The organism is Fructilactobacillus sp. X7R9C1 (assembly GCF_059901005.1).
In genome coordinates this window covers 70,303-89,273 of the sequence record NZ_JBWXVG010000004.1, presented here as the reverse complement: position 1 = coordinate 89,273, position 18,971 = coordinate 70,303, and the positions used below count along the sequence as shown (strand labels likewise).

Below are 18,971 nucleotides of genomic sequence, written 5' to 3'. Positions count from 1 at the left end.
CGATATGGCGGGCGTTATAGCTCGTTCCCTTCAATACTATGATTGAATATATTTATTGGTTCTCAGAAGAGATATTGATTCTGGTTATCGAAATTATAATTCTAACGATATTTTGAAATTACAGGTGATTTTATTTTACAAAAGTTTTGGTTTTGACTTAAAAGAAATTAAAAAAATTATGAGTGATCCAGCCTTTAGTTTTCACAATGCAGTACTGATTCAAGAAAGATTTTATCTGAACAGGGCCGGCACCTTACCCGATTAATCAAAAGCATTTAAACTTATTTGCCGTTGATTTTCAAAATATACAAGAAATGGAAAATCGAATGATTGGTTTATTAAAACAATCATTAAGGAATAAAAATACTGATTATAAAAAATACTGATTATAATGGAAGAAAAATTTACAAATTACACAAAAAGTGTTTGCAATATACATGGCCAAATTATTCTATAGAAGCTCATCAAGGACTGTCTAAAATTTATTTAAATGATGGCCGGTTTCAAAAATATTACGATAATAAAGCGGGAACTGGTGCCACAGAAATTTTGGCTCAATCAATTCAAAAATATGCAAAGTAATGACCCTAACCCCAAAGACGTTTTATTAAGCATTGATTAACCGAATTGTTCAATGTTTGGTAGAATTAGTGTAATACATTTAAGAGGGGGATTATGATGGCATATGGAAACTTAGACTATTATTATGCAATATTAGGATTACCCACAACAGCAGACAAACAAGAAGTTGACCGAGCTTATCGCAAATTGGCTAAGAAGTATCATCCTGATGTTAATCATTCTCCTGATGCTGCCTCCAAGTTCAAAGAAATTACCAGTGCGTATGAAATTATTAAAGAAAATAATTATAGTTCTGGATCATATGCAGGATCAAGTCAGTCTAGTTATGAATCACATTCTAATGAGTCTAACGCTAACAATGATTCTTATCAGCAAAACACTAATTATAATTATTCTAATTACCAGCAACGAAATCAAAATCATGAACCTCATCATTTTACTGAAGCTGACATTGGCAAGATAATTTTCTGGATTGCAATCGCAATTTCGATTGCGACGGTAGTGATTGTCATCAAAGTATTACCTCTTAGTATTATTTATGCAGTTTTGATTGTGTGTGGAATTTTGTATTACTTCTATCAGAAAAAATGATTAATTATAAAGATCGAGCATTAAAATGCTTGGTCCTTATTTTTATTAATTAAGTTTTTATTGTAATAAAAGCTTACATGAAAAAATTCTTTATGGTAGATTAATCATTGCTGAAAAATTAGGAGGTTAGGTATGCCAAGGGATTTTAAGGAAGAATTATTGTTTACTGGATTAATGGCCGGAATGATGGTGATCGTGATGGAGGCCTATAATATTGCACTCGGAAGTGGGGTTGATTCTACTTTTGTTAAAAGTGTGTTAGTGGGTTATCCATTTGCATTAGTTATTGCGGCTGTTTGTGATTTGCTTTTTGTGGGACCACTTGCAAAAGGAATCTTTTTCAAATTTATTTTTAATGAAAAAATGGAAGAGAAGCCGCTTTTGATTTCTTTAGGAATTTCAATTTTGATGGTGTTGGGAATGGTAACTTGCATGTCAATTTTCGGAATTGTAGTTGAAAGCGGATTTTCAAGTCTTAATCTAGCAACGTTTGGGATGACATGGATTAGAAACTTGATTTTGGCCCTGCCATTACAACTTCTGATCGTTGGACCAATTGCTAGAATGGTTTTAAGTAAGGTTCAAGAAATCAGGAATTAGAATCAATTCAATAAAAAAGAACCATTTCAATAGTTATTGAAATGGTTCTTTTAGTATTTATAGTTGAGTATACTGGGCTCGAACCAGTAAATTGCGGATTCAGAGTCCGCTGCCTTACCAATTTGGCGAATACTCAATATTTGAACAACTAATATACTACAATTCTTTATGGACAGTTGTCAACAGAAAATTTTGCATTACTTTGTTGACAGACCGGTTTAAATTGGGTAAACTATGTAATTGTTCAGTTTATTGCCCGTTGGTCAAACTGGTTTAAGACGTCGCCCTCTCAAGGCGGAGCTATGAGTTCAAGTCTCATACGGGTAATTCAAAGATGATGGTGCCTTCAAACATAGTTATGTTTGGAGGCATTTTTTTATAAAGAAATCTGAGGAGGATTTGGATATGTGTACTTCAATTATTATTAAATCTACGGATGGTCATCCGTTTTGGGGCCGTACGATGGACTTTATGGTTTCACTTTTTGATTCTCATAACGAAAAAGCGGCTGTCTCAACTAAAATCGTAAATATTCCCGCAAATCAGATAATTCAGTCAAAATTAAAAAACTGGCGTAGCAAGTATGCAGTTATGGGGATTGGACCTGACGAAGGGAGTCTTCTGTTTGATGGGATCAATGAAAAGGGAATCACCGGAGATCTTCAGGTTCTTCTGGAAACCACTCATGGAAGTGAAACAGATTTAAAAGCTCGTAATCTAACACCAGTTTTTGGTGAGGAATTTGGGACATATGTTTTAACTCAATGTGCGACGCTTGATGACATCAGAAGACTCGCTAAGACCACTGGATTGATTGATAAAGCTTATGTTTTTCATGGAAAAGCTGGCAAGCTTCATCTTCATTACACCTTTTCTGATGAAAACGGGAATTCCATTGTGCTTGAAGCAACGGACAATGGTGGATTTAAAATATACGATAGTATTGGGGTGATGACCAATAGTCCACGATATTCATTTCATACTACTAACCTCAGAAATTACGTTTCGTTAAATGCTTATAATCAGAAGCCGACTAAGATTGGTGGAAAATTACCGGTTAATCCAATCGAAGGTGGTACTGGATATGGAATGTTTGGGCTTCCAGGAGATTATTCTTCACCATCGCGGTTTATTCGGGCAACTTTTATCTCTAAAAACATTGATGAGTTTTCAGATGATGAAGGAACAAGCACTTTATACAATTGCTTTAAGCCATTCATCGTTCCAAAGGGTATCAGTCGAAATCCTGATTTGCCGCAACAGTGTGATTTTACTCAGTATTGGGTTGGTTATGATGTTAAGAACAGGACCTTGTATTTACAAACACCAAGCTGTCCGACGATGACCCGTGCTACTCTTGATCCTAACCGCACTGAAATTGAGAAATTTGACGTTGATCAGACGTGGAAAGTTAATGATCTTCAGTAAATTCAATCTGGAGGCAATTTGCTCTCTTAATTTTTAGAGAAATTGGTATAATTGAGGTTATTAGGAGAATAAAAATGAATTTTTCAAAGACAAAAGCTAAAATAAAAAAAATGATTGAAAGCCAGAGTATTCCAGGAGCGGCATTTTCGTTTATCACTGGGATGAACGTTGAAAGTGATGAAATGGGATTGAAGCAAGTGGAGCCAACGAAAGAAGTCGTTGGACCAAACGACGTTTACGATATTGCTTCTTTGACTAAAGTTGTCGGGACCCTGCCTGTTATCATGCGATTACTTCAAGATGGGCGAATTCACTTGGATGATTCTGTTTCCGACTATTTACCAGAATGGAAGTATCCAGAGGTTACAATTCGTCACTTGTTGACTCATACGTCCGGGATTGAAGGGTACATTCCCAATCGAAATCTGATGAACATCAATCAGCTTCGTGAGGCTCTTTTAGGTCTTCATGTGGGCGATAATTTTAACAAGCAAATGAAATACGAAGACGTGAACTATATTTTCTTAGGATGGATTGCTGGGTTGGTAATGGGAATTCCTATTCAACCACTGATTACGCAAATGGTCCTAAAACCACTTGGGTTAAATGACACGACTTTTCACCCAGAAGTGCAACGTTCTGTTCCCACTACATACAATGAAGAAACCCGTACTAATTTGCAGGGTGAAGTTCATGACCCGAAGGCGCAAATCTTGGGCGATGATTGTGGTTCAGCTGGGATGTTTAGTACTTCAAATGACTTGTCTCGTTTTGCCCAGTGGATGCTTCAGGTTAATAGTCGTAGTAGCATCTTTAATAATGAGACGTTTGATGAATTGTATACCGATCAGACGCCGATGGAAGATGGCACCCGGTCATTTGGATGGGCTTTAGCTGATTACGAAGGTCATCCGTACATTTGGCAGTCCGGTTACACAGGGGTGGTAATCGTACTCAATCGGGACCAAAAGAGTGGCTTTGTCTTTTTGTCTAATCGGGTTCACCCTCACTTAAGTGATCATTTCATGGAAGATCGAAATGACTTAATTAACACCTATCTTTACGAATTATTTAATTAGATTAAAAACACGTTTGCTTTAATTTAAGACAAACGTGTTTTTCTTATTTATAAGGAACTTTAAGATAACTGTTTTCCAAATCAATCGTGTACTCAATCTCTTGATTCCCGCGCTGAGTCATCTGAAAGTCAGTTCCGTATAGTACTAGTCCAAGTTTTCTGCCAGCTGGAAGGTGGTAGAAGGTTGGTTGTAAAGTTAAGTCAATATCATAAAATCGGTTTGGGACCAATTGATCGTTTTGATAAGCAGAATGGCGATTCTGAAGGTTCATATGTCCAAACGAAATCATTTTATTTGGTGTTGAATGCTTATTTAAAGTGAATTCCCGTAGATCATCCGTGTACCATTTGTGTCCTAGTAGAATTCCTTTGGGCTCAAGAATGGTAGGGGTAACATTCAATCTTTTAGCGTCCCCATAATCGACCAATTGGGCTGACAAGAGTCCGACGTTCTTAGACGTGGCGATGCGTAGATGAAGGGTACTAAATCCCGAAATGATTTGATCTTCACTAAAAGATATTGTCTTAAAGATCAAACGGTGTCCTTTTAATGAACTGTTTGAATCAAGTAAGTCTTTTTCCCACCGTGTTGGATGAGAACAGTATGCCTTAAATCGCGACGAATCCAGCTGGTCTTGGTATTTAAGTTGGCCTTTGTTTGAAGTTTTGCTTAGTTTTTCATCATTTAAGTAGTATTTTTTACTATGATTATCAAGCCAGTTATTCTTTTTGTTCCACGTTTCCGGCTTGACGTTGTCTTGCACAATCATATTTGGGATTTGGTTCATTACGTTATTCTCAATCCCATATAACTCATGTGAAATCCACATGTTGACGATATCGTTGAAATCAAACGAACGAAAGGCGTTGATGTAAATGTGTTGACCTTGGTGAAGAATAATCTTTTGATTGATTGGAAGAGACTTGATTCCCTGCCATAGTTTGGCTGCATTGACTGGTTTAACGTTCCAATCGTTCAGGCCTTGCACGATTAAGACATCGGCTTTAATGTTTTTAACGTTGTTTCGGTAGTTTCTTTCGTCCCAAAATTCGTTGTAATTTCCGGTATTGCGGTCCATCTGTTTTTGCATAATTGATAAGTAGCGATCAAAGAAAGGACGGATCTGGAAATTATCACCAGGATTGAGACTTCTACTGAATGTCTCGGCCGCTAAAACGTCAGCGTCTTCTCCCTGAAATCCACCCGGAGCCATTACCAGACCATTTTCACGATAATAGTCGTACCAAGAAGAGATGGCGGCTTCTGAAATAATGGTTTTAAGGCCGTTCACTCCAGTAGTTGCTGCAGCATTGGCAAGGGTTCCTAGGTAGGAACGTCCGGTCATTGCTACGTTACCATTGGACCAGTCAGCTTTGATCTCGATATTGTCCGTTCGGTTGGTGAATGCTCGCCGTTTATGATTAAGCCATTCAATTACCGCAACTGTTGAATCGGTTTGTTCGGGGGAACCGCACGTCTGAATTCCGTCAGAATCTTTGGTTCCAATACCAGCTGAATAAACCACTGCATATCCCCGCATTAAGAAGTAGTCATTTAAAGTATAACCGGGCTTTGCAACGTGTCTCTCAATGGCTTCATCGGAAAAACCTTTTGGCGTTCTAGTACTAAACTTTTGGGGTTGTTCTTCATACATAATGTCAGAATAAATGGTATCATCTGGTTCTTTTCGAATAATTGGTTTGTTTACATCATGAGTGATTTGGTCTCCAAACGCATCGTTTGTCCCTTGGTCGTACGGACTAGCCGTATAAAGAGTTCCTAGCTTAAAGCTAGTTTGGGGACGGGTGATCTCAGCTTTAACTAGATCAGCCCTCCCGTCTTTATCAGAATCAGTGTCGGTTTCAACGTAGACTGTTTCATAAATGAGGTCTTCTGGTTCAAAAATAGCCTGCGCTTTGCCATTAAAGAAGAGGGGCTTATCTTTTGGAAATCCCTTAAAGAATCCCTGGTTTGCTAAGTGATCAAGGTAGGTTTGACCAGTCTTGTTATGAGTAGTTAGTAGAAGGTACCAAGCTTTAAGTAAGTCGTCTATGTCCCATTTACCAGGTTTATTGAGGTACTTCAAGTTAATTTTCTTCATTGCTTTCAGTGGTTCATCAACCTGAAAGTCGACGTCTGCTTGAAATTCAAGCAATTGGAGGGCCACTAGATAGAAAACCCGTTGGTTGACTTCACCATTATTTTGCAAATAATCGCCAAGTCGTTTATCTGGAGCCGCTAGTCGGTTATTCAATTGCTCCATTTGACCACTTTTATTGTTTACGTTAATAAGCGTTTTACTAAGTAATTTCAAAAATGCTTCTGAAACGTTTTTAGAATTTTCGATTTCGGTTGGATTAAAGCCAACTTGGGCTAACTCCCGTTTAGCGGTGTTAAGGTCAACTAGTACTTGTGCGAACTGATTATTTTTCATGTCATCCACCACTCCTTCTTTTCAGTAATTATGCCATAACCAGAGAAGGGTGTTAACGAATTATGACTAAAAGTCCTTATGGATTGTGTATAATGGAGTTAATCTAAATGGGGAAGTGTTATTATGCTAATTTGGATTCATTTATTAACGTGGTTGGTTCTTTTTATTGTGGTCTGTATCGCTCTTTTTTCGAACTGGCATTTTAAAGTTATGACGATGATTGCCAGACTCTGTTATGTGATTTTAATTATTTCGGGAATTTTTCTGATCCCATTTGCATGGGGACGTGATCCGGTCTTGACGATTATCAAGGTTGTTTGCGCGTTACTATTGATTGGTCTGATTGAGATGGCGTTTGCCTTTAAATCACAACAGAAACTTTCAGGATGGTTTTTGTGGATGACCGTGATTGCAATTATAGTGGTGGCAATTCTTGGATTGCTTCTAGCAGGTGGTCGACCGTTTATTCATTTTATGTAAAAAAAGAAGCACTACCAATTTAATCGGTAGTGCTTTAATTTTAGAATGATTCAACTTTTACTTTTTTCGTATCACCCGAAAAATCAGTATCGGGATACTTCTTTTCAAGGGCATTAAACATCATACGCTTAGCCAAGTTACCGTTTCGGGCTAAAATAGGGCCATGAAAGTAGGTACAGACGGTGTTTTTGTAAATGGCACCTTCTGTACCATCCTTGCCGTTGTTGCCATGTCCCTTAATGACTTTTCCCAGTGCTCGTTCACTTGGTCCTAAGTAGGTCACTCCAGCGTGGTTTTCAAAGCCATGGTATTTTTCCTTGGTTTGTTCGTTTTGAATTTCAATGTTTCCAATGAAACGATTGTCCTTCATTGCATCCGTGTAGTGATCAAGGGCACCAATGCCAGGAAGCTTTTCGCCATTAGCTGCAACGTAGTAGTTTCCAAGTAACTGGAAGCCACCACAAATTGCAATAACAGGCTTGCCTTGTTCAATGAAACGTTTAATTTCGTCCTTTTTGGTTTGAATGTCTTTTGAAACAATGGTTTGTTCAAAGTCTTGTCCACCACCGAAAACCATGAAATCATAATCGTCAGCGTTGAACCCTTCTTCTAAACTAACAACGTTTGAGGTGACCTCAACGCCAATCTGTTTAGCGTAATATCGTAACGACAAAATGTTACCGATATCACCGTAAGTATTCATTAAGTCACCATATAAGTGAGCCACTCGAATGGTTTTTGTCATTAGTCCATTCCTCCTTTAATGAATCCTTTTTGTGCTAGTAAATGTCTGAATTGAAGCATAGCCGTGTAAGTGGCCAGAACGTAAACCTTTTTAGTGGGAAGCTGCTTAATTTGTTCCAAGACTTTTTCAATGTTTGGTTCAATGATGTGATTGTCGTCATGAACCCCAGCAACCTTTAGCCTGAAAGTAATGTCTTTGTATCGTTCACCACCGGAAATGAATTTTTTAATGTTCATCTTTGGCAGACGTTCAAAGTCGCCATCCCAGATCCAACTCGTGTCAATTCCGTCAGCATAGTTAGCATTTTCAAGAAAGACAAACGAAAATGGTTCTTTTTCATGAGAAATCATATCAATGACTTGGTTAAGTCCAACTGGATTTTTAACTAACACAATGGTTATTTCCTTGTCACCAACTTTGATTTCTTCTTGTCTTCCAAAGAGTCGTTTGTTGGTTTCAAAAGCGTGTTTAATTTGATCAGGACGAACTCCCATTTGTCGACCGGCCGCATAAGCAGCTAGGGCATTGTAAATATTGTACGTCCCACCGACGTCAATCGAATACTGATTTCCATCAATGTCGAAGGTCGAACTAGTAGGGGTTTCGTCCACCACTTTGGTGACTTTGTAATCTAGTTCTGGGCGATGGAAACCGCAGTTGGGGCAGAAATAGTCACCTAGATTTCCGTAAGTGATGTAATGATAGTGCATAATGTGTGAACAAACGGGACAAAGAACACCATCTGTGTTAGGGGCTGCCTTGATGTCTTTATCAGCTGGTTGATCTTGAAAGCCATAGAACACTTGTTGATTTGGCATTTTTTTAGAGTTAAAAATGGCAGAATCACCGTTTGCAACCACTAAGGCATCTGGAGCTAGTAAGACCCCATTTAAGATTTTTTGGTAGGTAGTGTAAATCTCACCATAACGATCCAGTTGGTCACGGAAAATATTGGTCAAAACAAACATCTTTGGTTTGATAGCTTGAACAACCGGTTTTACGTTGGCTTCGTCAACTTCTAAGACTGCAATTGGATTTTCACCATATTTGGGATGCTTTGCTTGTAAAAAGGTTGAGACAATTCCCTGAGTCATGTTAGATCCAGTTGGATTAGTCAGAATTTGATCATATTCTTCCTTTAAGACTTGAACGATCAGTGCGGTAGTCAAAGTTTTACCGTTCGTTCCTGACACAATAATCACATCGTAATTTTTACCCAGCGTCTTTAAAATGTTGGGATCAATTGCAGTGGTTATTTTTCCTGGTAATGAGCTACCACGGTGCAAAAAATTATGCAGGAACCAGTAAGATGACTTACCAGCCATGGTGGCAATTCTACTCTGAAATGACATAATGAGTTCTCCCTTAGAAATGATTAGTTTTGCACAATTAAAATAATTCTATCATAAAATTACGCTTATAAGTAAGAATAGTAACTAATTTAAGAAAAAGCAATTATTCAAATGGTAGAACAAATTTTGAATTTGGATGCGAAAAAGTGGTAAATTCGATATAATGAAAAAGTTAGTGAAAATAGAGAAAAGGTGATAGCTTGGCACAACTATTCTTTCGTTACGGAGCAATGAACAGTGGAAAATCAATCGAAATTATTAAAGTCGCTTATAACTATGAGGAACAGGGTAAATCAGTTATTTTGATGACAAGTGGTGTTGATACCAGGGAAAGGAAGGGGACCATTGCTTCTCGGATTGGGTTCACCCGTAAGGCCCTTTCAATTAATTCCGATTCAAACGTATTTAAAATGGTAAAAGATGAAATTGAAAAGCGCGATGAACCCATTAGTTGTGTGTTAGTTGATGAAGCCCAGTTTTTAAATAAGCATCACATCTTCGAATTAACCGAAGTGGTTGATCAATTACATATTCCGGTCATGGCATTTGGACTTAAAAACGATTTTCAAAATAAATTGTTTGAGGGATCGAAGTATTTACTATTGTATGCGGATAAGATTGAAGAAATGAAAACGATTTGTTGGTTTTGTGAAAAGAAAGCCATTATGAACCTAAGAGTCCATGATGGGAAGCCCGTTTACGAGGGCGAGCAGATCTTTATGGGTGGTAACGAGTCATATTATCCTGTTTGTCGTTATCATTATTTCAATCCTCCGATTGAAGCACAAAAGAATAAGGAGTAATAAGAATGGCTGAAGCCGATATGGATAAAATTTTTGATAAATTACAATCCGTTTCTGACAGATATGATGAATTAAACGAACTAATCAGTGATCCAGAAGTGATTGCTGACACCCAGAAATTCATGAAACTCTCAAAAGAAGAGGGCAGTCTCAGAGAAACGGTTGAAACTTACAATAAGTATAAAAAGATTAGTAAACAATTAGATGATGATGAGACCATGTTAAGAGAGAAACTTGATAGCGAAATGGAAGACATGGTCAAATCCGAGATTAGTGATTTAAAGGATCAGAAAACACAACTTGAAGATCAAATGAAGTTGTTGTTGATTCCTAAGGATCCTAATGACGAGAAAAATATTATCATGGAAATTCGTGGAGCAGCTGGTGGAGATGAGGCCAGTTTGTTTGCAGCGGACTTGTATAACATGTACACCAAGTATGCTGAACGGCAGGGATGGAAGATTGAAGTGATCGATGAAACTGATACTGAAGTTGGTGGTTTTAAAGAGATTGTTTTAATGATCACTGGTGATAAAGTCTATTCCAAGTTAAAGTACGAAAATGGTGCTCACCGAGTACAACGAATTCCTTCGACAGAATCGGCTGGACGAGTTCACACTTCCACAGCTACCGTTGGTGTAATGCCTGAGGAAGAAGATGTGGACATTGACATTGATCCAGGCGATATTCGAACGGATGTCTATCGCTCCTCTGGTGCTGGTGGTCAACATATTAACAAAACTTCATCAGCCGTCCGAATGACCCACCTCCCAACTGGGATTGTGGTTGCAATGCAAGATGAGCGTTCTCAACAACAAAACCGTGCTAAGGCAATGCGAGTTTTGAAAGCGCGTGTCTATGACTACTACAAACAAAAAGAACAGAATGAGTACGATGAGAAACGGAAAGATGCCATTGGAACGGGTGATCGTTCTGAACGAATCCGGACTTACAACTACCCCCAAAATCGAGTTACCGACCATCGCATTGGTTTGACATTGAACAAGTTAGACAAAATCATGGATGGTGATTTAGATGATATTATTGATGCATTAATTGTTTCTGATCAAGCTAAAAAGCTGGAGAAATTGAATGACTCAGAAGCTTAAAAATAACGCAACTGTTTTTGAAGCCCTTAAATGGGCTTCTTTGCGTCTGGAGCAAGAAAGTTTGGATCCTGATCAAGGACGCCAGGTGATGAGGTCTTTGATGGGATGGAATTTGACGGATTTGCTGATGAATTATCGGTTTAATTTGTCTGATGATCAGGAAGCTAAATTTATTGAAATGATAGAACGGGTTCTAAATCATGAGCCACTGCAATATGTAATTGGAACTGCTAATTTTTATGGATACACGTTTCAAGTTAATCCCAGTGTTTTGATTCCAAGGCCTGAAACGGAAGAATTAGTGGAATGGATCTTAAATGATTACGATGATCATCCTATTAACGTATTGGATGTTGGAACTGGTAGTGGTGCCATTGCGGTTTCATTAAAAAAGCAACGCCCAAGTTGGAAAGTAACTGGTTCTGATATTTCACTTAATGCATTAAAAATTGCTCAAAAAAATGCAACGTCAAATCACACCGAAATTAATTTTGTTCAGAGTGACCTATTTGGCGCTTTTAGTGAACAAAAATTTGACCTGATTGTCTCTAATCCACCATATGTGGGTCAAAATGAGATTAAGTATATGGATGAAAGTGTCTTAAAATATGAACCACGTCAGGCTTTATTTGCTGATAATAATGGACTTTCAATCTATCAGAGAATTTCGCGTGATGTTGATGCTCATTTAGAGGGAGATGGCTCTCTTTATTTAGAAATTGGCTTTAGACAGGGAGATCCGGTTCAAAAGATTTTGATGAATGATAATAAAAGACGGTCGGTTCGTCTCCGAAAGGACATGGCAATGCGTGATCGAATGATTAAAATGAAATAAAGGAGAATTTTTAAAATGGATACAAAGATATTTACGCCGGATCAGATTGATGCGGCCGCAGAAGAACTTAAGAAGGGGAACCTCGTTTCTTTTCCCACCGAAACAGTTTACGGACTAGGGGCCGATGCTACTAATGTCTCAGCGGTTAAAAAGGTTTATAAAGCTAAGGGACGTCCAAGTGATAACCCATTAATCGTTCACGTTGCTGATGTTGAGACGGTTGAGAAGTATGCTCAACCGTTAGACGAAGAAGTAAAAAGATTAATGAAAACGTTTTGGCCAGGTCCATTGACAATCATCTTAAAGTTAAAAAGGGGTGCACTTGCTAAAGAAGTTACTGGTGGACTTGATACCGCTGCTTTTCGAAATCCTGATAAACAGTCAACTCTAAATTTGATTAAGGCCGCTGGTGTTCCATTAGTAGGTCCATCAGCAAATACGTCTGGCAAACCCAGTCCTACCCTTGCAAAGCACGTTTATCATGATTTAAATGGTAAAATTGCGGGGATTTTAGACGACGGTGCTACTGACTTTGGGGTTGAATCGACAGTTATTGATATGTCAACAGGGAAGCCAGCAATCTTGCGTCCTGGTGCAGTTACCGTTGACCAGATTGAAAAAGTCGTAGGCCCAGTTGACGATGCCGTTCATCATGTTAGTGCGGATCAGGTTCCAAAGGCTCCTGGAATGAAGTACCGTCATTATGCCCCAGATGCTCAGGTTCAAATTGTTGACCATAAAGATGACTGGAAGCGAGCGGCTGATTGGATTAAAAAACAAGATGGGACTGTGGGAGTTATGGCAACTGACGATGTAATTGATGCAGTTGACTGGCCAAACAATGCAGAAATTTACAGTCTTGGAAGTGATATTAATACGGCCAGTCATTTACTATTTGCCGGACTTCGTCAATTTGATTTAGAAGATGGCGTTGACAATATTTTGACACAGGGATTTACCCCAATTGAATTAGGGGAGGCTTACATGAACCGCTTAAACAAATCCGCAGGACAAAAGCACTTTGAATAGTATACTTAATTCAAATAGTGAAATGAGGTAGATATCATGTCAGACAAAGAGTATGAAAAGATGGATCCTGAACTTTGGGATGCCATTCACGGTGAAAAAAAGCGTCAAGAGGACACAATTGAGTTGATTGCATCCGAGAACATTGCCTCAAAGGGTGTCCGAGCCGCCCAGGGCTCCGTTTTAACCAATAAATATGCGGAAGGCTATCCTGGTCATCGTTATTACGGTGGCTGTGAGTATGTTGATAAAGTGGAGACGCTGGCCATTGAACGAGCAAAAAAGTTATTTGGTGCTGAGTATGTAAACGTGCAACCTCATTCCGGCTCTCAAGCTAATCAGGCTTCATATGCCGCTTTCTTAAAGCCGGGAGATAAGATCCTTGGAATGGACCTAAATGCCGGTGGACACTTGTCACATGGTGCTAAGGTCAACTTTTCTGGTAAGATTTATCAGTCGTTCACTTATGGCGTTAATCCAGAGACTGAGCAACTTGATTACGATCATATTCAAACAATTGCAGAGGAAGTAAAACCGCAAATTATCGTAGCTGGTGCATCTGCCTATAGTCGAATCATTGATTGGCAGAAATTTAGAGAGATTGCTGATAGTGTGGGAGCCTACTTAATGGTAGATATGGCTCACATTGCTGGTCTGGTTGCAACCGGATTACATCCTAGTCCAGTAGGAATTGCCGATGTAGTGACAACTACGACTCATAAAACCTTGCGTGGTCCTCGTGGTGGAATGATTTTAAGCCAAGATAAGTACGCCAAAAAGATTAAATCAGCTGTTTTTCCTGGGACCCAAGGTGGTCCTTTAGAACAAGTAATTGCTGCTAAGGCGGTTGCCTTTCATGAAGATTTACAACCCGATTTTGTTACTTATTCCAAGCAAATTCTTAAAAATGCGAATGCCATGGCTGACGAGTTCAATAATTCCGAACATTTACGAGTAGTTTCTGGTGGAACTGATAATCATTTAATGACCGTTGATCTGACTGATACCGGTTTAAATGGTAAACAAGTTCAAGATATGTTGGATTCATTAATGATTACCACTAACAAGGAAGCAATTCCAAATGAAAAGTTGAAACCAACTTTAACTAGTGGACTACGAATTGGGACTCCCGCGATCACTTCAAGAGGGTTTGATGAGAATGATTCAAAGAAAGTTGCTGATTTAATTATTAAAGCCATTGACAATTACGATCAACCCGATGTTTTGGCTCAAATCAAGAGTGACGTATCCAAATTGTGTAAAGAAAACCCAATTACACGATAAGGAGCTAGAAATTTTTTGGTATTCCTTGTGTTATAATAGGCATAAATATAATACGAAGAGGAGAGTGCGTTATGGGCGAGTTTCACGTAATGGATCATCCGTTGATCCAACATAAATTAAGCATTATTAGAGATAAGAATTGTGGGACACGTGAGTTTAGAGAAGTCGTTAATGAAATTGCTAGTTTGATGGTTTTTGAAGTTGCTCGTGATATGCCACTTAAAGACGTTGAAGTTGAGACACCTGAAGGAACTGCGCACGCTAAGAAATTAGCTGGTAAAAAAGTTGCTGTTGTTCCGATTCTGAGGGCTGGAATTGGAATGGTAGATGGGGTACTTGATCTAATTCCTACAGCCAAAGTTGGTCATATCGGGATGTATCGTGATGAAAAAACCTTTCAGCCTCACGAATACTTTTTAAAGTTGCCAAGTGATATTGGTGAGAGGCAGATCTTCGTTGTTGATCCAATGCTTGCTACTGGTGGATCTGCAATCATGGCGCTCGATGCATTAAAGAAGCACGGCGCTAATCCCAAAAACATTAAGTTTGTTTGTCTAGTTGCTGCTCCTGAAGGAGTTAAAGCGGTTCAAAAAGCTGAACCAGAAGTTGACATTTATGCCGCTGCACTTGACGATCATCTTGATCATGGTTACATCGTTCCTGGGTTAGGAGATGCTGGTGACCGTTTGTTTGGAACAAAATAAAAATAATAATTTTAAGTGAGAGTTAGTAAACTCCCACTTTTTTGTTAGATTGCTTTACGTAAGGGCCGGGTTTAAGTTTTGTCAATTTCGATTGTGAAGTAATTGTTATAAAGACTATAAAATTAGAATTTTTGGTGCTTTATAGCTTTGAAATTTGCCTGAAATGGTGGTATTATTTCATCAGATTTGAATAAGTGAGCTTTTGACTTGTTTGAATATAGAATCGCAATTATTCAACTACTTTTTATGGCACGTTTTTTATTGCGAGTGATAATAGTTGCGAAAAGAGGTGATATCTGTGGAGCCAACTCGTACTTTTCAATTTTTAGGTCTTACTTTCAACGTCAGCAATATGATTTCTGGTGTGATTGTGGCTGTTGTTTTGTTCGCTTTTATATTCGTCTGCTCGAGAAACCTGCAGTTGAAACCAAAGGGGAAACAGAATTTATTGGAGTACATGATTGATTTTACAAATGGAATTATAAAGTCAACGATTGGTAATGATGCGCCTAAGAATTATGGACTATGGGCATTTACGCTATTCTATTTCATCTTAATAGCTAACTTACTTGGTTTGTTCTTGCATATTCAGGTAGGTAATATTGTCTACGTCAAGAGTCCTACGGCCGATCCAATCGTCGCTTTGACGTTCTCATTAATGTCTCTGACATTTGCTATGTATTGTGGTGTTGAGAAACTAGGTTATAAGGGACACTTTAAGGGATTCTTACAGCCTGTCTTCTTGTTCCTACCGATCAACCTGCTTGAGGAGCTTACGAACTTCTTAACACTTGGAATTCGTGTTTATGGGAATATCTTTGCTGGTGAATTGTTGGCCGGGATAATTGCTAATTTAGCATTTTCAAATGGATTGTGGCTGATTCCAGTCGCTGCCCCACTTGAGTTAGCATGGCAAGGATTCTCAGTGTTTATTGGCTGTATTCAAGCCTATGTATTTGTAACATTATCATCTGTATATGTTTCTCAAAAATTATCAATTGAGGAATAAGAAAATAGGAGGATTATATTATGGGAGCTATTGCTGCTGGAATCGCAATGTGTGGTGCCGCTATTGGTGCCGGAATTGGTGACGGTTTAATTATTTCCAAGATGCTTGAAGGTATGGCACGCCAACCAGAATTATCAGGAACACTTAGAACTAATATGTTCATTGGTGTTGCCTTAGTTGAAGTTATGCCCATCTTGGCCTTTGTTGTTGCCTTCTTGGTTATGAACAAATAGAGAAAACATTTTCTTAGTTTAGAAAAAGGAGGTGTCAATAGATGTATACACATTTAGTTATTGCGGCTGGATTCAATGTTGGTGATATGCTGTTTTATGCCATCTTGTTCTTACTCTTGATGTGGATTGTTAAGATTTTCGCATGGAAACCCGTCACAAAGATAATGCAAGATCGTGCAACTAAAATTGCCAACGATATTGATTCTGCTGAACAATCACGTAACGATGCTGCTAAGTTAGCCAAAGAACGTGCCGATGCATTACAAAACTCGCATGACGAAGCAACTAAAATCGTTAGTGATGCTGAACAAGCTGGTCAAAAACGTCGCGACACAATTATTTCCGATGCTCAAGATGATGCTAAAACCTTAAAGGATAAAGCTCATAAAGATATCGAACAAGAACGTGAAGACGCTTTAGCAAGTACTAAAGATGATGTGGCAGATTTATCTATTGAGATTGCTTCCAAAATCATTAAAAAGAACTTAAATGCTGATGATCAAAAAGCATTAATCGATTCTTATATTGAAGGGCTAGGTAATCCAAATGAGTCTAGATAAGGTTACACTTGCCAAAAGATATTCTAATGCGCTCTTTCAAGTACTAGAAGAACATGATGAGTTAGAAACTGGGAACGCTGATTTAATGGCGATTAAAGACATTTTTCAAAGTGACCTTGGTTTATCTATCGCATTAGCAGGACCAGTACTTGATCTTAAGCAAAAAGATTCGATCATTAATTCTTTGATTGATGGCGCAACTTCTCAGTACGTCAAGAATTTTGTAGAGATGGTCTATGACTATGGACGTATTAATGATATGGTCGCGATTATTGATGAATTTGGCAAATTATATGATAAGAAGCAAGGAATCGTGCGTGCTAGCGTAGTTACAGCAGTTCCAATGAATGACGAAGAGAAAGACAAGTTAACCAAGACATTTGCCAAAAGGGTTGGTGCTAAAACAGTTGACTTATCTGCGAAAGTAGACAGTAGTATTATTGGCGGTGCGATTTTATCGTCAGATAACGTTGTTTACGACGGAAGTGTTCGTACTAAAATTAAAGAAGTACGGAATTTGCTCTCTTAGTCGATAAGATATCTATATTGAAGAGGTGAAACTTTTATGAGCATTAAGGCTGAAGAAATTAGTGCCCTAATTAAAAAACAATTAGATGGCTACAAAGACGAACTTAACGTCGACGAGACTGGTGTCGTTACCTATGTTGGTGACGGTGTTGCTCGTGCATATGGTCTAGATAATGCTTTATCCGGTGAATTACTGGAGTTCCAAAATGGTGTTTATGGAATGGTGCAAAACCTCGAAAGCAACGAAGTTGGTATCGTTGTTTTAGGTGACTTTACAGGTATTCGTGAAGGTGACAGTGTTAAAAGAACCGGAAGAATCATGGAAGTTCCTGTTGGAGATAATATGGTTGGACGAGTTGTGAACTCATTAGGCCAACCAATTGATGGTAAAGGTGAGATCAAGACCGATCAAACTGCTCCAATTGAGAAAAAAGCACCTGGAATCATGCAACGTCAAAGTGTTAAACAACCACTACAAACTGGTATCAAATCAATTGATGCTTTGGTTCCGATTGGTAGAGGTCAACGTGAGTTGATCATTGGTGATCGAAAGACTGGTAAGACTTCAATTGCGATTGATACAATCTTGAACCAAAAAGATCAAGATATGATTTGTATCTACGTTTCAATTGGACAAAAAGATTCAACTGTTAGACAACAAGTAAACACCCTCCAAAAGTACGGTGCGATGGATTACACAATCGTCATGTCAGCTGGTCCATCTGAGCCTGCTCCCTTGCTTTACATTGCACCATATGCTGGTGCAACCATGGGTGAGTATTTCATGGATAAGGGTAAAGATGTTTTGATTGTTTTCGATGACTTAACGAAACAAGCTAATGCTTATCGTGAACTTTCCTTAATTTTGAGACGTCCACCTGGCCGTGAAGCTTATCCTGGTGATATTTTCTACACCCACTCACGTTTACTTGAACGTGCTGCTAAGTTGAGTGACAAGATGGGTGGCGGTTCGATGACCGCTCTTCCAATTGTTGAGACGCAAGCAGGGGATGTCTCCGCTTATATTCCAACCAACGTAATTTCGATTACTGATGGTCAGATCTTCTTAAACTCTGACATGTTCTATTCTGGAGACCGTCCAGCCGTTGATGCTGGTACTTCAGTTTCTCGTGTTGGTGGAGATGCCCAAATTAAGGCAATGAAAAAGGTTGCTGGTACATTACGTTTGGATCTTGCTTCATATCATGAACTTGAATCGTTTGCTCAATTCGGTTCTGATCTTGATGAAGCTACTAAAGCTAAGCTGGATCGTGGATCTAGAACGGTGGAAGTCTTAAAGCAACCACTTCATTCGCCACTACCAGTTGAAAAACAAGTTTTGATCTTGTATTGCTTAACTCATGGCTACCTAGATAAAATTGCCGTTGATGATGTTTTAAGATTCCAGGATGAGATCTTCAAATTCTTTGATACAAATTATCCTGACCTACTTGAAAGCATTAAGAAAACTGGTGATCTTCCAGATGAAAAGAAGCTAAACAGTGCAATCCAAGAATTTGCAAGCACCTTTAAGCCTTCAGCTAAAGGTGACAGTATAGTTAATAGTAATTAACTTGAAGGGAGGATAA

General features: G+C 38.6%; 21 protein-coding genes and 2 tRNA genes. 19 read left to right on the top strand and 4 right to left on the bottom strand.

Annotation, left to right across the window (positions count from 1 at the left end; all coding sequences use genetic code 11):
• The first annotated feature begins 55 nt into the window (after window positions 1-55).
• From AC6UD0_RS04160 to AC6UD0_RS04145, 4 genes are all read left to right on the top strand, one after another.
• Entirely contained in the window at window positions 56-265 is a 210-nt protein-coding gene (locus tag AC6UD0_RS04160) for a MerR family transcriptional regulator (protein WP_500696047.1), read from the top strand.
• A gap of 92 nt (window positions 266-357) precedes the next feature.
• Window positions 358-582 (top strand): TipAS antibiotic-recognition domain-containing protein, encoded by a 225-nt coding sequence (locus AC6UD0_RS04155; protein ID WP_500701385.1) that lies wholly within the window; start codon window positions 358-360, stop codon window positions 580-582.
• A 96-nt stretch (window positions 583-678) separates the two neighbouring features.
• Window positions 679-1,173: a DnaJ domain-containing protein gene (locus AC6UD0_RS04150; RefSeq protein WP_500708217.1), complete on the top strand. Its 495-nt coding sequence runs from the start codon at window positions 679-681 to the stop codon at window positions 1,171-1,173.
• Window positions 1,174-1,305: 132 nt separating this feature from the next.
• Window positions 1,306-1,773 carry a DUF2798 domain-containing protein gene (locus tag AC6UD0_RS04145; RefSeq protein ID WP_500708216.1) on the top strand — a complete coding sequence of 156 codons (468 nt, stop codon included), beginning with the start codon at window positions 1,306-1,308 and terminating at the stop codon, window positions 1,771-1,773.
• 63 nt (window positions 1,774-1,836) lie between these two features.
• Here the strand turns inward: AC6UD0_RS04145 and AC6UD0_RS04140 are convergent.
• Window positions 1,837-1,909: transfer RNA gene (locus tag AC6UD0_RS04140), tRNA-Gln, on the bottom strand.
• 117 nt (window positions 1,910-2,026) lie between these two features.
• Between AC6UD0_RS04140 and AC6UD0_RS04135 the strand changes: the two genes are divergently transcribed.
• The 3 genes from AC6UD0_RS04135 (at window position 2,027) to AC6UD0_RS04125 (ending at window position 4,280) form a co-directional block, all read left to right on the top strand.
• Window positions 2,027-2,100: transfer RNA gene (locus AC6UD0_RS04135), tRNA-Glu, on the top strand.
• 78 nt (window positions 2,101-2,178) lie between these two features.
• Entirely contained in the window at window positions 2,179-3,201 is a 1,023-nt protein-coding gene (locus AC6UD0_RS04130; protein WP_500708215.1) for a linear amide C-N hydrolase, read from the top strand.
• Between the two features lie 74 nt (window positions 3,202-3,275).
• Window positions 3,276-4,280, top strand: coding sequence for a serine hydrolase domain-containing protein (locus AC6UD0_RS04125; RefSeq protein ID WP_500708214.1), 1,005 nt, complete (start codon window positions 3,276-3,278; stop codon window positions 4,278-4,280).
• A 43-nt stretch (window positions 4,281-4,323) separates the two neighbouring features.
• Here the strand turns inward: AC6UD0_RS04125 and AC6UD0_RS04120 are convergent, their stop codons facing one another.
• The gene (locus tag AC6UD0_RS04120) at window positions 4,324-6,714 is read right to left on the bottom strand and encodes a Xaa-Pro dipeptidyl-peptidase (RefSeq protein ID WP_500708213.1); all 2,391 of its coding nucleotides are present in this window, start codon (window positions 6,712-6,714) and stop codon (window positions 4,324-4,326) included.
• 123 nt (window positions 6,715-6,837) lie between these two features.
• Here AC6UD0_RS04120 and AC6UD0_RS04115 point away from each other — a divergent pair, with 123 nt between their 5' ends.
• A complete protein-coding gene (locus AC6UD0_RS04115) occupies window positions 6,838-7,194 on the top strand; it encodes a DUF1516 family protein (protein WP_500694343.1) in 357 nt (118 codons plus the stop codon).
• Between the two features lie 40 nt (window positions 7,195-7,234).
• Here the strand turns inward: AC6UD0_RS04115 and AC6UD0_RS04110 are convergent, their stop codons facing one another.
• Both AC6UD0_RS04110 and AC6UD0_RS04105 read right to left on the bottom strand, forming a co-directional pair.
• The gene (locus AC6UD0_RS04110; RefSeq protein ID WP_500694344.1) at window positions 7,235-7,939 is read right to left on the bottom strand and encodes a type 1 glutamine amidotransferase; all 705 of its coding nucleotides are present in this window, start codon (window positions 7,937-7,939) and stop codon (window positions 7,235-7,237) included.
• Window positions 7,939-9,291: a MurT ligase domain-containing protein gene (locus AC6UD0_RS04105; RefSeq protein ID WP_500708212.1), complete on the bottom strand. Its 1,353-nt coding sequence runs from the start codon at window positions 9,289-9,291 to the stop codon at window positions 7,939-7,941. Before AC6UD0_RS04105 ends, AC6UD0_RS04110 begins: the two co-directional genes overlap by 1 nt.
• A 230-nt stretch (window positions 9,292-9,521) precedes the next feature.
• Here AC6UD0_RS04105 and AC6UD0_RS04100 point away from each other — a divergent pair, with 230 nt between their 5' ends.
• The 11 genes from AC6UD0_RS04100 (at window position 9,522) to atpA (ending at window position 18,955) form a co-directional block, all read left to right on the top strand.
• Window positions 9,522-10,094 (top strand): thymidine kinase, encoded by a 573-nt coding sequence (locus AC6UD0_RS04100; RefSeq protein ID WP_500708248.1) that lies wholly within the window; start codon window positions 9,522-9,524, stop codon window positions 10,092-10,094.
• A gap of 20 nt (window positions 10,095-10,114) precedes the next feature.
• Window positions 10,115-11,203, top strand: a complete 1,089-nt coding sequence (prfA, locus tag AC6UD0_RS04095) for a peptide chain release factor 1 (protein ID WP_500694425.1) — start codon at window positions 10,115-10,117, stop codon at window positions 11,201-11,203.
• Window positions 11,187-12,038, top strand: coding sequence for a peptide chain release factor N(5)-glutamine methyltransferase (prmC, locus tag AC6UD0_RS04090; RefSeq protein WP_500708211.1), 852 nt, complete (start codon window positions 11,187-11,189; stop codon window positions 12,036-12,038). The genes prfA and prmC overlap by 17 nt, the downstream gene beginning before the upstream one ends.
• Window positions 12,039-12,053: 15 nt before the next feature.
• On the top strand, window positions 12,054-13,067 hold the full coding sequence (locus AC6UD0_RS04085) for an L-threonylcarbamoyladenylate synthase (protein ID WP_500699806.1): 1,014 nt from the start codon (window positions 12,054-12,056) through the stop codon (window positions 13,065-13,067).
• A gap of 36 nt (window positions 13,068-13,103) precedes the next feature.
• Complete coding sequence (gene glyA / locus AC6UD0_RS04080; RefSeq protein WP_500708209.1) at window positions 13,104-14,348, top strand: serine hydroxymethyltransferase; 1,245 nt, start codon at window positions 13,104-13,106, stop codon at window positions 14,346-14,348.
• Between the two features lie 71 nt (window positions 14,349-14,419).
• Window positions 14,420-15,052, top strand: a complete 633-nt coding sequence (gene upp / locus AC6UD0_RS04075; RefSeq protein ID WP_500694349.1) for a uracil phosphoribosyltransferase — start codon at window positions 14,420-14,422, stop codon at window positions 15,050-15,052.
• A 298-nt stretch (window positions 15,053-15,350) separates the two neighbouring features.
• On the top strand, window positions 15,351-16,061 hold the full coding sequence (atpB, locus tag AC6UD0_RS04070; RefSeq protein ID WP_500694350.1) for a F0F1 ATP synthase subunit A: 711 nt from the start codon (window positions 15,351-15,353) through the stop codon (window positions 16,059-16,061).
• Between the two features lie 20 nt (window positions 16,062-16,081).
• Window positions 16,082-16,294 (top strand): F0F1 ATP synthase subunit C, encoded by a 213-nt coding sequence (gene atpE / locus AC6UD0_RS04065; protein ID WP_010021947.1) that lies wholly within the window; start codon window positions 16,082-16,084, stop codon window positions 16,292-16,294.
• A gap of 41 nt (window positions 16,295-16,335) precedes the next feature.
• Window positions 16,336-16,854 carry a F0F1 ATP synthase subunit B gene (gene atpF, locus AC6UD0_RS04060; RefSeq protein ID WP_500708208.1) on the top strand — a complete coding sequence of 173 codons (519 nt, stop codon included), beginning with the start codon at window positions 16,336-16,338 and terminating at the stop codon, window positions 16,852-16,854.
• Window positions 16,841-17,383: an ATP synthase F1 subunit delta gene (gene atpH / locus AC6UD0_RS04055; protein ID WP_500708207.1), complete on the top strand. Its 543-nt coding sequence runs from the start codon at window positions 16,841-16,843 to the stop codon at window positions 17,381-17,383. The genes atpF and atpH overlap by 14 nt, the downstream gene beginning before the upstream one ends.
• A 36-nt stretch (window positions 17,384-17,419) precedes the next feature.
• Window positions 17,420-18,955, top strand: coding sequence for a F0F1 ATP synthase subunit alpha (gene atpA, locus AC6UD0_RS04050; RefSeq protein ID WP_500694353.1), 1,536 nt, complete (start codon window positions 17,420-17,422; stop codon window positions 18,953-18,955).
• The last annotated feature ends 16 nt before the right edge of the window (window positions 18,956-18,971 follow it).